At 63.4% G+C, this 14990-nt stretch carries 14 protein-coding genes and 2 pseudogenes; 12 read left to right on the forward strand and 4 right to left on the reverse strand.

Annotated features, from left to right (window positions below; all coding sequences use genetic code 11):
- The 4 genes from preA to FJ953_RS02965 all read left to right on the forward strand — a co-directional run bounded on the left by preA (position 1) and on the right by FJ953_RS02965 (position 2859).
- Entirely contained in the window at positions 1-1314 is a 1314-nt protein-coding gene (preA, locus tag FJ953_RS02950) for an NAD-dependent dihydropyrimidine dehydrogenase subunit PreA (RefSeq protein ID WP_140495109.1), read from the forward strand.
- Positions 1315-1423: 109 nt separating this feature from the next.
- A complete protein-coding gene (locus FJ953_RS02955; RefSeq protein WP_140623098.1) occupies positions 1424-1942 on the forward strand; it encodes an Rrf2 family transcriptional regulator in 519 nt (172 codons plus the stop codon).
- Between the two features lie 11 nt (positions 1943-1953).
- A complete protein-coding gene (locus FJ953_RS02960; RefSeq protein WP_140495113.1) occupies positions 1954-2412 on the forward strand; it encodes a carboxymuconolactone decarboxylase family protein in 459 nt (152 codons plus the stop codon).
- Between the two features lie 69 nt (positions 2413-2481).
- Positions 2482-2859, forward strand: coding sequence for a DoxX family protein (locus FJ953_RS02965; RefSeq protein WP_140516666.1), 378 nt, complete (start codon positions 2482-2484; stop codon positions 2857-2859).
- 9 nt (positions 2860-2868) lie between these two features.
- On the opposite strand, the gene FJ953_RS02970 is transcribed toward FJ953_RS02965, so the two are convergent.
- Positions 2869-3624, reverse strand: coding sequence for an SDR family oxidoreductase (locus FJ953_RS02970; protein ID WP_224680255.1), 756 nt, complete (start codon positions 3622-3624; stop codon positions 2869-2871).
- Positions 3587-4426, reverse strand: a complete 840-nt coding sequence (locus FJ953_RS02975) for an SDR family NAD(P)-dependent oxidoreductase (RefSeq protein WP_140516716.1) — start codon at positions 4424-4426, stop codon at positions 3587-3589. Before FJ953_RS02975 ends, FJ953_RS02970 begins: the two co-directional genes overlap by 38 nt.
- Before the next feature lie 102 nt (positions 4427-4528).
- Here FJ953_RS02975 and FJ953_RS02980 point away from each other — a divergent pair.
- Positions 4529-5400, forward strand: a pseudogene (locus FJ953_RS02980) (helix-turn-helix transcriptional regulator).
- Between the two features lie 15 nt (positions 5401-5415).
- Here FJ953_RS02980 and FJ953_RS02985 read toward each other — a convergent pair.
- Entirely contained in the window at positions 5416-6051 is a 636-nt protein-coding gene (locus tag FJ953_RS02985) for a TetR family transcriptional regulator C-terminal domain-containing protein (RefSeq protein WP_140495120.1), read from the reverse strand.
- A 227-nt stretch (positions 6052-6278) separates the two neighbouring features.
- On the opposite strand from FJ953_RS02985, the gene FJ953_RS02990 reads away from it, so the two are divergent.
- The 4 genes from FJ953_RS02990 (at position 6279) to hydA (ending at position 10927) form a co-directional block, all read left to right on the forward strand.
- On the forward strand, positions 6279-7607 hold the full coding sequence (locus FJ953_RS02990; protein ID WP_140521238.1) for an aspartate aminotransferase family protein: 1329 nt from the start codon (positions 6279-6281) through the stop codon (positions 7605-7607).
- Positions 7608-7746: 139 nt separating this feature from the next.
- Positions 7747-8160: an endonuclease domain-containing protein gene (locus tag FJ953_RS02995; RefSeq protein WP_281405103.1), complete on the forward strand. Its 414-nt coding sequence runs from the start codon at positions 7747-7749 to the stop codon at positions 8158-8160.
- Positions 8161-9411: a Zn-dependent hydrolase gene (locus FJ953_RS03000; RefSeq protein ID WP_140623102.1), complete on the forward strand. Its 1251-nt coding sequence runs from the start codon at positions 8161-8163 to the stop codon at positions 9409-9411.
- 64 nt (positions 9412-9475) lie between these two features.
- The gene (gene hydA, locus FJ953_RS03005; protein WP_140557476.1) at positions 9476-10927 is read left to right on the forward strand and encodes a dihydropyrimidinase; all 1452 of its coding nucleotides are present in this window, start codon (positions 9476-9478) and stop codon (positions 10925-10927) included.
- Positions 10928-11255: 328 nt separating this feature from the next.
- Here hydA and FJ953_RS03015 read toward each other — a convergent pair.
- Positions 11256-11661 (reverse strand): annotated as a pseudogene (locus tag FJ953_RS03015) (cupin domain-containing protein).
- Between the two features lie 130 nt (positions 11662-11791).
- Between FJ953_RS03015 and FJ953_RS03020 the strand changes: the two are divergent.
- The 3 genes from FJ953_RS03020 to FJ953_RS03035 all read left to right on the forward strand — a co-directional run bounded on the left by FJ953_RS03020 (position 11792) and on the right by FJ953_RS03035 (position 14980).
- Positions 11792-12583, forward strand: a complete 792-nt coding sequence (locus FJ953_RS03020; RefSeq protein WP_140495131.1) for an ABC transporter ATP-binding protein — start codon at positions 11792-11794, stop codon at positions 12581-12583.
- Between the two features lie 367 nt (positions 12584-12950).
- Complete coding sequence (locus tag FJ953_RS03030) at positions 12951-13829, forward strand: ABC transporter permease (protein ID WP_140495135.1); 879 nt, start codon at positions 12951-12953, stop codon at positions 13827-13829.
- On the forward strand, positions 13826-14980 hold the full coding sequence (locus FJ953_RS03035) for an ABC transporter permease (RefSeq protein WP_140567411.1): 1155 nt from the start codon (positions 13826-13828) through the stop codon (positions 14978-14980). The genes FJ953_RS03030 and FJ953_RS03035 overlap by 4 nt, the downstream gene beginning before the upstream one ends.
- Positions 14981-14990 lie beyond the last annotated feature (10 nt).

Raw genomic sequence — 14990 nt, forward strand, 5'->3', positions numbered from 1 at the left:
ATGGCAGATATCAGGAATAATTTCGTCGGCATCAAATCGCCCAATCCGTTCTGGCTGGCCTCGGCGCCGCCGACCGACAAGGCCTACAATGTCGTGCGCGCCTTCAAGGCCGGTTGGGGCGGTGTCGTCTGGAAGACGCTGGGCGAAGAGGGCCCGCCGGTGGTCAACGTCAATGGCCCACGCTACGGCGCGATCTGGGGCGCCGACCGCCGTCTGCTCGGCCTCAACAACATCGAGCTGATCACCGACCGCGACTTGCAGACCAATCTGCGTGAGATGAAGCAGGTCAAGATGGAGTGGCCCGACCGGGCGCTGATCGCCTCGATCATGGTGCCTTGCGTCGAGGAAAGCTGGAAGGCGATCCTGCCGCTTGTCGAGGAAACCGGTGCCGACGGCATCGAGCTCAATTTCGGCTGCCCGCACGGCATGTCGGAGCGCGGCATGGGCGCCGCCGTCGGCCAGGTGCCGGAATATATCGAAATGGTTGTGCGCTGGTGCAAGCAGTACACGCGCATGCCCGTCATCACCAAGCTGACGCCCAACGTCACCGATATCCGCAAGCCGGCGCGAGCAGCACATGCCGGCGGCACCGACGCGGTGTCGCTGATCAACACCATCAACTCGATCACCGGCGTCGATCTCGACAGCTTCGCGCCGATGCCGACCATCGACGGCAAGGGCTCGCATGGCGGTTATTGCGGCCCTGCGGTGAAGCCGATCGCCATGAACATGGTGGCCGAGATCGCGCGCGACCCCGAAACGCAGGGGCTGCCGATCTCCGGCATTGGCGGTATCACCACCTGGCGCGACGCTGCCGAGTTCATGGCGCTCGGCGCCGGAAACGTGCAGGTGTGCACGGCCGCGATGACCTACGGTTTCAAGATCGTGCAGGAGATGATCGCCGGTCTCGAAAACTGGATGGACGAGAAGGGCCATCGCTCGCTCGACGACATCATCGGCCGTGCCACGCCCAATGTCACGGACTGGCAGTATCTCAACCTCAACTATGTCGCCAAGGCGCATATCGACCAGGATGCCTGCATCAAATGCGGCCGCTGCCACATCGCCTGCGAGGACACCTCGCATCAGGCGATCACCAGCATGGTCGACGGCGTCAGGCATTTCGAGGTGATCGAGGCCGAATGCGTCGGCTGCAATCTTTGCGTCAATGTCTGCCCGGTTGACAACTGCATCACCATGGAGCCGCTGGCCGCCGGGGTGATGGACCAGCGCACCGGCATGCCTGTGTCGCCGGTCTACGCCAACTGGACCACGCACCCGAACAACCCAATGGCCAAGGTGGCGGCGGAGTAGGGCGGAACAATCAAGGAAAAAGCGGCGTCCTCGGGCGCCGTTTTCATTTTGCTATTGTAGATAATAAAAATCCACGATATAGATTATCCATGAACAAGAGGCCAACACCATGAAGCTGGGCGATGGCGTCGAAGCGGCCATCCACTGCGCGGCGACGCTGGCGGGCGTCGATGGCGACAGCACCATGCCGGGTGCGGCCCTGGCGGAGGCGTTTGGCCTGTCGCCGAGCTATCTCCTGAAACATCTCAACATGCTCACCGCTGCGCGCATCCTGGAATCGGTTCCGGGACCAGCGGGCGGCTACCGGTTGGCGAAACCGGCCGAACGCATCACGCTGCTGGACATCGTGCTGGCGGTCGAAGGGCGCGAGCCGGCTTTCCGATGCGGCGAAATCCGCCAGCGCGGCCCGACGAAACTCGATGCATCGGCCTATGTCAGGCCGTGCGGCATCAATGCTGCGATGCTGAAGGCGGAGCGCGCCTATCGCGCGGCGCTGGCCGAGGTCAGGCTGTCCGACATCGTGGCGGACTTCATGAAAGGCGCCGATCCGCGGTCGGTCGCGGCAAGCTGCGCTTTCACCGAGCGCCACCAGCGGCAGCAGAAATCCAGTTCAACCAAGCAAACATGAAAGGAAAGATGATGAGACAGAGGCTCCAGTTCTTCGCCAAGGCGCCCGAGATCATGAAAGCGGTATCGGCGCTCAACAAGGCGGTCGACGAATGCGGGCTCGAGGAAAGCCTGCTGCACCTGATCAAGCTCAGGGCCTCACAGATCAATGGCTGCTCCTTCTGTGTCGAGATGCACAGCCGCGAGGCGAGGCGCGACGGCGAGACCGAACAGCGGCTTTATCTGGTTTCAGCCTGGAAGGAATCGCCGCTGTTTTCGGAGCGCGAGCGCGCCGCTTTGGCCTGGACCGAGGCCGTGACGCTGATCGCCAACAATGGTGTTTCGGACGAACTCTATGCCCGCACGCTGGAACATTTCTCGGAAGAGGAGTTGGTCAAGCTCTCCGTGGCGCTGGGCATGATCAATACCTGGAACCGGCTTTGCATTCCGTTCCACGCCATTCATCCGATGCCTGCCGCCAAGGCCGCCTGATTGTTCGATCACGATCGGAGCGCCGCCAAGGGAGGCGGCGCTCCCATTATTTCGAAGGGAGAGCGTTTGATGCTTGCCGATTTACCCGCCGCCTTGTTGGTTCTCGGCCGGCTGTTGCTTGGCGGCGGGTTTGTCTTCGCCGGCCTGCGCAACATCCAGAACGCGGGCTTCTTGACGGGGCTGATGGTCGCGCGCGGTGTGCCGCAGGCGCGGCTGGCACTTTGGGCCGGCATCGTGTTGCAGATCGTCGCCGGCGTGCTGGTGGTGACGGGCTTCTGGACCGCCACTGCCTGTGCGGTGCTGGTGCTGTTCCTGATCGTCGCCACGCCGATGTTCCACAATTTCTGGGATCATCAGGGACAGGAGCGTGCGTCGCGTATCAATGGTTTTGTTGGCAATGTCGCGCTGAGCGGCGGCTTCCTGACACTGATCGCCCAGTCGCTTTGACGGTTGCAGCTAGGCCGCGAACCGCAAACCACCATCGCAGGTCAGCACCTGGCCGGTCATGAAGCCGTTGGAGACGAGGAAGGCTATGGCCGAGGCGACGTCCTCGGCGCGGCCGATGCGGCCGACCGGTGTCTTGCCGGCATAGTCGGCAAAGATCGCCTGCCGCTGCTCGTCCGGCAGAAAGTCCCACCAGGGCGTGTCGATGACGCCGGGCGCCACGACGTTGACGCGCAGCGGCTTCAGCTCGACGGCCAGGATCGGTGCCACCGTCAGGAGCATGCCATTGAAGGCGCCGATGCCGGCGACGCCCGGCGTGGCGAGCTGGGCGGATACCGCCGAGATGAAGGTGACCGATCCTGATTTGTCCAGCGTCGGCAGGGCCGCCTGCAGGCAGGACAATTGCGGCCGTACCTTTTCGTCGACGCCGCCAGCGATATCGGCAAGGTCAAGCGTCTGGAATGGGCCAAGACCCTTGCCGCCGCTCGCGGCCAGAACGAGATGGTCGAACGGGCCGAGACGCTCGAAGAAGTGGCGCACTTCATTCGGCTTTGACGCATCGAATGCCGCCTTGTCAGCGGCGCCACCGAGACTTTTCCATGCGCTGACGAGCTTGTCCTGATTGCGCCCGGTGATGGTCACCTTCATGCCGGGGCCGAGCAGTTTGCGCGCCGTCGCCAGGCCGATGCCGGACGAGCCGCCGATGACGACTGTGTGTTCGATCTTGTCGTCATGAATGTTGTTCCTTCGATGTTGCCTGGCCGACAAGGTCCAGGCTCAAGACTCGCAATTGCTGTCTTGCCGTTGCGTCGTAAGCCTGGGCGTCCGCGCGGGATTCGCGCAGGCCGTCGAAATAGAGGCCGCTGCGCCCTTCGAGTGCGGATGAGGTGGCGAGGTTAAGGATAGCGTCGGCGCCGATTTCCACCGAGCTCCATGGCGTCACGCCTGCCTGCCGGACCATGGTCGTGTTCATGTAGCTCGCCGGGTGCAGGGCGTTGACAGTAACCCCGCTGCCCTTGAGCTGCTCGGCGAGATCGACGGTGAACAGGATCTGCGCCAGCTTGCTCTGGCAGTAGGCGCGCACGCCGCTGTAGCCATGGGTAAGCATAACGTCGCTAAAGTCGATGGCCTGCTGGCCCGCCGAGGCGACGTTGACGATACGCGCCGGCGCGCTGGCCTTCAGCAGGGGCAGCAATTCCTCCGTAAGCAGGAAGCCGGCGAGATAATTGACGGCGAAGCGCAGTTCATAGCCATCGGCGCTGACCTGCCTTTTGGCGTTTTGGCCAGCCGTGCCGACCCCGGCATTGTTGATGAGGATGTCGAGCCGAGCGGTTTTTTCACGCACGGCCTCGGCGAGCCGGCGCACCTCGGTCAGCGAGGCGAGGTCGGCTGCGAAGAACTCGGCCTCGCCGCCGGCCGCCTCGATGTCCGCGATCGCCACCTTGCCGCGCGCTGCGTCGCGTCCATGCACCAGCACCCGGGCGCCACCTGCGCCCAGCCGTTGCGCGACGACCCGGCCGACACCATCGGTCGAGCCGGTGATCAGGATGATCTTGTCTTTCAGGTTCATGTCTGGAGGCTCCAATCGTTGCTCTCGAGAGAAGATGGGGCAGCGGGTGCGCGCCAAACAGTTCAAACTTTATCCTGGTATCGGTACTGCTATAATAGGGTCATGGATGCTCCTTCTCATTCCGCTGAAGACAGCCGCCGGCGCGAGCTCGGCGCCTTCCTGCGCTCGCGCCGCGAGAGGCTTTCGCCACAGGCCGCCGGCATTGCCTGCGGCGCGCGGCGGCGCACGCCGGGCCTGCGGCGCGAGGAGGTGGCGATGATCGCCGGTGTCGGCACCACCTGGTACACCTGGCTGGAACAAGGCAGGGATGTCAGGCCCTCCGTAGAGGTGCTGGCGGCGCTCTGCGAGGCGCTGCGCCTCGACGCTGTCGAGAAGCGGCATTTGTTCATCCTCGCTGGCCGCCAGCAGCCGGAGCATCGTGGGGCGACGCCCGAAAAGGTCGACGGGCCGTTGCTGCACATGCTGCAAAGCCTTGTGCTGCAGCCTGCCTATGTGGTTGGCCGGCGCTGGGACGTGCTCGCCTGGAACCCGGCAGCCGCCGCGGTGTTCGGCGATTATGGCTTGCTGGAAGGCGACGCCCGCAACATCGTCCACATGGTGTTTACAAGCCCGCAGCACCGTCGCCTGCTCGTCGACTGGGAAGAGCTTGCTCGCGTGGTGCTCGCTTCGTTTCGCGCCGAAAGCGCCAAATATGTCGGTGATCCCGATTTCGACCGGCTGATCGCGCTGATGATGCGCTCGAGCCCCGAGTTCCGCGATTGGTGGCCCCGACGTGACGTAGCGCGAAAGCTGACGGGTCTGAAGCACGTCCGCCATCCGACGGCCGGCGCCATGGCCTTCGAGCACATGAGCCTGTCGATCGACGATGGATCCGACATCGGCTGGTCGTCTACACGCCGCTGGCCGAGCAGAACTCGATCGCCAAGCTGCAGAGCTTGCTTGATGCGCTGCCGGCCGAGCGGCGCAGCGCGTGAGCCTTCAGGGCAGGGTCAGGCCTTCGGCTTCAACCCGTCGAGAAATAATTGCTCCAGGAACCTCGCTGCGTCCTCGAAGCGGCCGTCGCCGCCGCGGTTCGGGCCGAGCACGGCGCGGACCTGGACGTCGAAATCGGCATAGTGCTGGGTCGTCGCCCAGATCGAGAAGATCAGGTGCCAAGGATCCGTCCTGGCGATCTTGCCGGCGCGCATCCAGCCCTTGATGACGGTTGCCTTCTCGTCGACCAGCGTCTTCAGTTCGCCGGTCAGCAAGGGCATGATGCGTGGTGCGCCCTGCAGAATCTCGTTGGCGAACAGCCGGCTCTCGCGCGGAAAATCGCGCGCCATTTCAAGCTTGCGCCTGATGTAGCTCCTGAGCTCGGTCAGGGGATCGCCGATGTCGTCGAGTTCCCTGAGCGGCGCCAGCCATGTGTCGAGCAGGCGCTGCATCAGCGTCTCGTGAATGTCTTCCTTGCGGCGAAAGTAATAGAGCAGGTTGGGCTTCGACATCCCAGCGGCTTCGGCGATCTGGTCGATGGTCGAGCCGCGGAAGCCATTGGTGGAGAACACCTCGAGCGCGGCTTCGAGAATGAGTTCGCGCTTCTCCTGCTGGATGCGGGTGCGGCGAGGGGCTTCCGTGCTGGTGTTCACCGTTGCGCGCCCTCGTGTTGAAAGCGGTCTGGCCCAATTCTCTGGACCAGTTTTTCCCCGGCCTGTGGAACGCACTTCAGGAGCCGCATTTCCGCTAGTAATCCCTTGACCGCCGACAGGGCGGTGCTAACGTTTGTCCAATCGGTCAAAAATTTGCGTAGCACGAAAGCGCGGCAAAGACCAAGCGTTGGACGTACCGAAACAGGTTACAAGGGGAAGTCTTGGTCATGTCCAACCGGCTGAAAGTCACGCCGAACGATCTCAGTGCATTCTGGATGCCGTTCACGGCAAACCGGCAGTTCAAGCAGGCGCCGCGCATGTTCGTGTCCGCCAAGGACATGCACTACACGACCAGCGACGGCCGCAAGGTGCTGGACGGCACCGCCGGCCTCTGGTGCGTCAATGCCGGCCATTGCCGGCCCAAGATCACCGAGGCGATCCAGCAGCAGGCCGCCGAGCTCGACTACGCTCCGGCCTTCCAGATGGGCCACCCGATCGTGTTCGAACTGGCCAACCGCCTGGTCGACGTCGCGCCGAAGGGCATGGATCACGTGTTCTTCACCAATTCCGGTTCGGAATCGGTCGAGACCGCGTTGAAGATGGCGATCGCCTATCACCGCGTGAAGGGCGAGGGCTCGCGCACCCGTCTGATCGGACGCGAGCGCGGCTATCACGGCGTCAATTTCGGCGGCATCTCGGTCGGCGGCATCGTCACCAACCGCAAGATGTTCGGCACGCTGCTCGGCGGCGTCGACCATATGCCGCACACACACCTGCCGGAGAAGAACGCCTTCTCCAAGGGCGTGCCGGAACATGGCGCGGAGCTGGCCAACGAGCTGGAGCGCATCGTTGCGCTGCATGACGCCTCGACCATCGCGGCCGTTATCGTCGAGCCGGTCGCCGGCTCCACCGGCGTCATCCTGCCGCCCAAGGGCTATTTGCAGAAGCTGCGCGAAATCTGCACCAAGCACGGCATTCTGTTGATTTTCGACGAGGTCATCACCGGTTTCGGCCGTCTTGGCGCGCCGTTCGCTGCCGATTATTTCGGCGTCACGCCTGATATCATGACCACCGCCAAGGGCGTCTCCAACGGCGTCATCCCGATGGGCGCGGTGTTCGTGAAGAAGGAAATCCACGACGCCTTCATGACCGGCCCCGAGCACATGATCGAGTTCTTCCACGGCTACACCTATTCGGGCAATCCGATCGCCTGCGCCGCGGCGCTCGGCACGCTCGACACCTACAAGGAAGAGGGCCTGCTCACCCGCGGCGAGGAACTGGCGCCCTATTGGGAAGACGCGCTGCATTCGCTGAAGGGCGAGCCGCATGTCATCGATATCAGGAACATCGGCCTGATCGGTGCGATCGAGCTGGCGCCAATTGCCGGCAGCCCGACCAAGCGGGCCTTCTCGGCCTTCGTCAAGGCGTTCGAGCGCGGCGCGCTGATCCGCACCACCGGCGACATCATCGCGCTGTCGCCGCCGCTGATCATCACCAAGGGCCAGATCAACGAACTGATCGATCATGTGCGTGAGGTACTGAGGTCGATCGATTGAAGAACTGGGCGCGGATATCCCTCCCCCTCGAGGGGAGGGTGGCCGCGAAGCGGTCGGGTGGGGTCGGTGCGACGGGGTGCCGACCTGATCTGTTGCCGCGAGGCTGCCGTTGATGCCCCGCACTCGCGTGAGCTACGAAATGCGCCAAAAGGCGCGCGCGCTTCGAGTTCACGCAACCAGGGGTGAATCCTTGCTCTGGTATGAACTGCGCGAGCTGAAATCGGCCGGCATCAAGTTTCGTCGTCAGTGTCCGATCGGGCCTTATATCGTTGACTTTGCCTGCCTCGCCGTGAAGCTGATCGTTGAAGTTGATGGCGATCTGCACGAACACGAGAAGGGCAAGCGGCATGATGCCGTTCGTGATGCCTATCTGCGCTCGCTCGGCTTTGATGTCTTTCGCGTCGATGTGCCCGATGTCATAAACAACCCTTGGCATGTTGCGCAGGTGGTCAAAGGGAAGGTCGAGCGCATGTCCGGCGACCCCACCCGACCGCTTCGCGGCCACCCTCCCCTCGAGGGGGAGGGGAACGCCACGCAATTGGAGAGGTTTTGAATGGCCGCACCCGGCGAGAATCTGCGAATCAATTCAGACCGTTTGTGGGATTCCATCATGGAGATGGCGAAGATCGGCCCCGGCATTGCCGGTGGCAACAATCGCCAGACCGTGACCGACGAGGACGGCGAGGGCCGGCATCTGTTCAAGCGCTGGTGCGACGCGGCCGGGCTCGAAATGGGCGTCGACGAGATGGGCACCATGTTTGCCAGGCGCGAAGGCGCCGATCCCAGCCTGCCGCCGGTCTATGTCGGCAGCCATCTCGACACGCAGCCGACCGGCGGCAAGTATGACGGCGTGCTCGGCGTGCTCGGCGGCCTGGAGATCGTCCGCTCGCTCAATGATCTCGGCATCAAGACCAAACATCCGATCGTGGTCACGAACTGGACCAACGAGGAGGGCTCGCGTTTTGCCCCGGCGATGATGGCGTCCGGCGTGTTCGCCGGTGTGCTCGACCAGACCGACGTCTACGAGCATACGGACAAGAACGGCAAGAAATTCGGCGAGGAACTGGAGCGTATCGGCTGGAAGGGCACGGAGAAGGTCGGCGATCGCAAGATCCACGCCTTTTTCGAACTGCATATCGAGCAAGGGCCTATCCTCGAGGACGAAGGCATCGACATCGGCGTCGTCACCCATGGACAGGGGCTGAAATGGCTGCAGGTGACGCTGACCGGCAAGGAGGCGCATACCGGCTCGACGCCGATGCCCAAGCGCCGCAATGCCGGGCTCGGCATGGCGCGCGTGATCGAACTGGTGCACGAGATTGCCATGGACTACCAGCCGGACGCCGTCGGCGCGGTCGGCCACATGGAAGTCTATCCGAACTCGCGCAACATCATCGCCGGGCGCACGGTCTTCACCATCGACATCCGCTCGCCGGAGAAGGAAGTGCTCGACGCCATGGATGGGCGCATCCGCGAAGGCATCGACACGATATGCGAGGCGCTCGACATCCAGTACAAGATCGAGCAGGTCGGCCATTTCGATCCGGTCACCTTTGACAAGGGCTGCGTCAAGGCGATCCGTGATGCCGCCGACCGGCTCGGCTACACGCACCGCAACATCGTCTCGGGCGCGGGCCACGACGCCTGCTGGATCAACCGCGTCGCGCCGACCGCCATGGTGATGTGCCCCTGCGTCGACGGTCTCAGCCACAACGAGGCCGAGGAGATCTCCAAGGAATGGGCGGCGGCAGGAGCCGACGTGCTGTTCCATGCCGTGGTGGAGACAGCGGTCATCGTGGAGTAAGCTGGAAAGCTGGATTTCCAAACGCTGCTCGCAAGAAGCGCGAAGGAACAAGGGAACGAGAAAAATGACCAAAGTCATCAGAAACGGCACCATCGTTACCGCCGACCGCACATGGAAGGCCGACGTGCTGATGCAGCACGGCAAGATCGTCGCCATTGGCTCCGACCTACACGGCGACCATGAGTTCGACGCCACCGGCTGTTATGTCATGCCAGGCGGTATCGATCCGCATACCCATCTCGAAATGCCGTTCATGGGCACCTATTCGGCCGACGATTTCGAGTCCGGCACGCGCGCGGCACTAGCCGGCGGCACGACGATGGTGGTCGATTTCTGCCTGCCGTCGCCGCAGCAGTCGCTGCTCGAGGCCTTGCAGATGTGGGACAACAAGACCTCGAAGGCGTCCTGCGATTATTCCTTCCACATGGCGATCACCTGGTGGGGCAAGCAGGTGTTCGACGAGATGGCCACCGTCGTCGACAAGGGCATCACCTCGTTCAAGCATTTCATGGCCTACAAGGGCGCGCTGATGGTGGACGACGACGAGATGTATGCGTCGTTCCAGCGCTGCGCCGAGCTCGGCGCGCTGCCGCTGGTGCATGCCGAGAATGGCGACGTGGTTGCGGCGCTCTCGCAGAAGTTGCTTGCCGCCGGCAACAATGGCCCGGAGGGGCACGCCTATTCGCGCCCGCCGGAAGTGGAAGGCGAGGCGACCAACCGCGCCATCATGATTGCCGACATGGCCGGCGTGCCGCTCTACGTCGTGCATGTTTCCTGCGAGCAGGCGCACGAGGCCATCCGCCGGGCGCGTCAGAAAGGCATGCGGGTGTTCGGCGAGCCACTGATCCAGCACCTGACGCTGGACGAGAGCGAGTATTTCGACAAGGACTGGGACCATGCGGCGCGCCGCGTGATGAGCCCGCCCTTCCGCAACAAATTACACCAGGATTCGCTGTGGGCCGGCCTGCAGGCGGGATCGTTGCAGGTGGTGGCGACCGACCACTGCGCCTTCACCACGGACCAGAAGCGCTTCGGCGTCGGCAATTTCACCAAGATCCCGAACGGCACGGGCGGCCTCGAGGATCGCATGCCGGTGCTGTGGACCAGGGGCGTCAACACCGGGCGGCTGACGATGAACGAATTCGTCGCCGTAACCTCGACCAACATCGCCAAGATCCTCAACATGTACCCGAAAAAGGGCGCCATTGTCGAAGGCGCGGATGCCGACATCATCGTGTGGGACCCCAAGCGCAAGAAGACGATTTCTTCGAAGAAGCAGCAGTCGGTCATCGACTACAATGTCTTCGAAGGCGTCGAAGTGACCGGCTTGCCGCGCTTTGTCTTCTCGCGTGGCGAATTGTCGATCGAGGAGACCGAGGTGAAGGCCAAGCCTGGCCATGGCCAGTTCGTCGGCCGCGAGCCGAACGCGGCGGTCAACCGGGCACTGTCGACCTGGAAGGAGATCACCGCGCCGCGCAAGGTGGAGCGGACAGGCATTCCGGCGACTGGGGTTTGAGTTTGCGCAGCTCGAAAAGCGCCAAGAAACTGATGATCGCCGACAAGGACGGCACCGTCTGCGGGGAAGTTTCCCGGTGCCGATGATTGCCGAAGTTGGTGCTGCCCCTCATCCGCCTGCCGGCGCCTTCTCCCCGTATAGGGACGGGGAGAAGGGAACTGAACGCAATCTTGGCGCCCTTTCCGGCAACGCTGGAAATTGGCGAAATCCTTCGCGAAATCGTCCTTCTCCCCGTCCCGATACGTGGAGAAGTGCCCGGCAGGGCGATGAGGGGCAGCGCAAACCTCAAGCAATTGGCCGATGGGCGCCTAGCCCCGCAAGGCCGGCTTCAGGCGACCAATGCATCCAGTTCCGGCAGCAGGACGACGCTTTCCTGCTCTTTGGGATCGGTGCGGGCAATGACGGCCGAAGACGGGGCCCCACTCAGATTGGCGGGCAGATGCGGCACGCCGGCCGGAATGTAGAAGAGGTCGCCGGCTTTGGCGACGATGTGGTTCTCAAGCCGGTCGCCGTACCAGGGTATGGACCTCGCCGGAGAGCAGGTAGATCGCCGTTTCATGGTTCTCATGCAGATGCGCCTTAGCGCGGGCGCCGGGCGGCATGGTGAGCACATGCATGCAGATACCAGATGAGCCGACCGACTCGGTGGCGATACCGGCGAAATAGGTCAATCCCTGCTTGCCTTCATAAGAGCTTTCAGGGCGGATAAGATGGCAAGTGGGTTGAGGCGACATCGGGGAAACTCCGGGCGTCGAATGAGTGGAACAAGACCAATGGGACTGGGCGAGTGGAAAACAACATCGCGATAAAAGCAATCGGAATCGGGCCGGCACTAAAGGGGCAGGAACAGGCAGGCCGCGGCCGATGACGGGGATTTCGCCAGCCGTCGTCGCGGCAAGCAAGCTTGGCCTGACCTTCCAGACCAATGACGGGCCGGTACAGGCGCTGTCCAATGTCGACCTGACCATCGGCAAGGGTGAGTTCGTTTCCTTCATCGGGCCGTCGGGCTGCGGCAAGACGACCTTGCTGCGGGTCATCGCCGATCTTGAGAAGCCGACCTCGGGGACCATTTCGGTCAACGGCATGACAGCAGAACAGGCGCGCGAGAAACGCGCCTACGGCTATGTCTTCCAGGCCGCCGCCCTGTTTCCCTGGCGCACCATCGAGCGCAACGTCGCGCTGCCGCTGGAGATCATGGGTCTGTCCGGGGCGGAGCAGGGAGAGCGGATCAGGCGCACGCTCGATCTCGTCAACCTTTCCGGCTTCGAGAAGAAGTATCCTTGGCAGCTTTCCGGCGGCATGCAGCAGCGCGCCTCGATCGCTCGCGCGCTCGCCTTCGATGCCGACCTTCTGTTGATGGACGAGCCGTTCGGCGCGCTGGACGAGATCGTGCGCGACCATCTCAACGGGCAATTGCTGCAATTGTGGGCGCGCACCAACAAGACCATCTGCTTCGTCACGCACTCCATTCCCGAGGCGGTGTATTTATCGACGCGCATCGTCGTCATGTCGCCGCGTCCGGGCCGCGTCAGCGACGTCATCGAATCGACGCTGCCGAAGGAGCGGCCACTCGACATCCGCGAGACGCCGGAGTTCCTGGCGATCGCCGCACGGGTGCGAGACGGCTTAAGGGCAGGGCACAGCTATGATGATTGAGCGGGGGCAGGATGGACTGGCGGCAGCGCCCCGAAAGGCGCCTCCACCTCACGAAGGAGCGGCCACCTACGCCTTCGTCATTCTAGGGCGGAGTAGCCGCGAAGCGGCATACGTAGACCCTAGGATCCATGCCGTGACGCCTGCCGAAAGGCGCAAACAGTCGAGAATATTCGGCAGGCTAAGCGGCGCGGAGGGAGCCATATTCCGAATGGTCGCGGAGCGGAGAGGTAACGGCATGAATTCTAGGGTCTGCGCCGCGTCGCTTCGCTCCTTGCTTCGCCCTAGGATGACGAAGGCAAGGGCCCCCGACCTCCGCTTCGCTCCGGCCACCCTCTCCCCGGTGGGGAGAGGAGAAGGGCGGCGCTAGATGGACACCTTCCGCTCAAAGGTCATCCCGGTAACCTCCATCCTCGCCGGCGTGGTCGTACTCTGGTACGTCTTCGCCGTCATACTCAACACGCCGTTCCAGCGCGATCTCGACCAACGTGCCAACGAAACGCCCGGCACCGTCGAGTTCATCGGCAAGACGCTCTCGCAGCCGAAGCCGACGCTGCCGGCGCCGCACCAGGTGGCGGTGAACTTTTTCGAGAACACGTTCCTGCGCAACGTCACTTCGAACCGCAGCCTGGTCTACAATGCCTGGGTGACGCTGTCCTCGACGCTGCTGGGCTTTGCCTTCGGCACGGCGCTCGGCATCATCATCGCGGTAGGCATCGTACATGTGGCGACGCTCGACCGCAGCCTGATGCCATGGATCATCGCCTCGCAGACCATCCCGATCCTGGCGGTGGCGCCGATGATCATCGTGGTGCTGGCGGCGATCGGCATCACCGGCCTGATCCCGAAGGCGATGATTTCGACCTATCTGTCGTTCTTCCCGGTGACGGTTGGCATGGTGAAAGGCCTGCGCTCGCCCGAGATCATGCATCTCGACCTGATGCACACCTACAATGCCAGCCGTGCGCAGACCTTCTGGAAGCTGCGCGTGCCGGCCTCGGTGCCGTTCCTGTTCACCTCGATGAAGGTGGCGGTGGCGGCCAGTCTGGTCGGCGCCATTGTCGGCGAACTGCCGACGGGCGCCGTCGCCGGCATCGGCGCCAAGCTGCTCGCTGGCGCCTATTACAGCCAGTCCATCGACATCTGGTCGGCGCTTGTCGCGGGCTCGATCGTGGCCGCGCTGCTGGTCATGGTGGTCGGCATTGCCGGGCGCCTCGTCGACCGCGCCATGGGCGGGAGGCCGGCATGAACCGGCTGAAGCCTTCCTGGCAGGCTGTGCTGGCCATCGTGCTGTGCCTGATGGCGGTCGCACTCGGCGCCATGTCGAAGCCGGAAGCGGCGGCGCTAGCGGACCCGACAACCAGCGCCAACTATCCCTATCTCGGAACGAAGGGCCTGATGTTTGGCCTTGCCATGCTGACGGCCCTGGTCTCGATGATCAGGATTTCGCCCTTTGTGGAAGCGGTCGTACTATTTGTCGGCGCCCACCTCGTCGCCTGGCTGCTGATCTCAGGTATCGCTGGTTTCGAAGGCATGGCACTGGCGCCGTATTTCGTGCTGCTCACGGCCGCCTGGCTGCTTGGCTGGCGCTGCGTCGCGGTGCTATCGGGACTGCACCCCACCGCAAGCTGGATGCGCACGGCGCTGCGCCTGATCATCCCCGCCATCTTCGGCGCCTGGATCCTGATCATCTGGGAAGCGGTGACGCGTGGCGCCGGCATCCCGTTCATCCTGTTGCCGCCGCCGAGCGCCATCGGCGCGCGCATCGCCAGTTCGCTGCCGATCCTTGGCGCCGATGTCCGGCAGACCATCTTCAAGGCTGTTATCTTCGGCTATATCGTGGGCAGCGGCGCCGGCTTTGTCACGGCCATTCTCGCCGACCGGGTGCCGTTCCTGCGGCGCGGCCTGCTGCCCATCGGCAACATGGTCTCGGCGCTGCCGATCATCGGCGTGGCGCCGATCATGGTGATGTGGTTCGGCTTCGACTGGCAGTCCAAGGCGGCTGTCGTCATCATCATGACCTTCTTCCCGATGCTGGTGAACACCGTCGCCGGTCTGGCCGCGTCCGGCCATATGGAGCGCGACCTGATGCGCACCTATGCGTCGGGCTACTGGCCGACGCTTATCAAGCTCAGGCTGCCGGCCGCCGCTCCCTTCATCTTCAACGCGCTGAAGATCAACTCGACGCTGGCGCTGATCGGCGCCATCGTCGCCGAGTTCTTCGGCACGCCCGTCGTCGGCATGGGCTTCCGCATCTCGACCGAAGTCGGACGGATGAACATCGACATGGTCTGGGCCGAAATCGCAGTTGCAGCCCTTGCGGGTTCGGTCTTTTATGGTGTGGTCGCTCTTGTCGAAAGAGCCGTCACGTTTTGGCATCCCTCTGTCCGTGGTGGATAGGGGCGGTGGG

It is taken from the genome of Mesorhizobium sp. B2-3-6 (assembly GCF_006442305.1).
Lineage (GTDB): Bacteria > Pseudomonadota > Alphaproteobacteria > Rhizobiales > Rhizobiaceae > Mesorhizobium.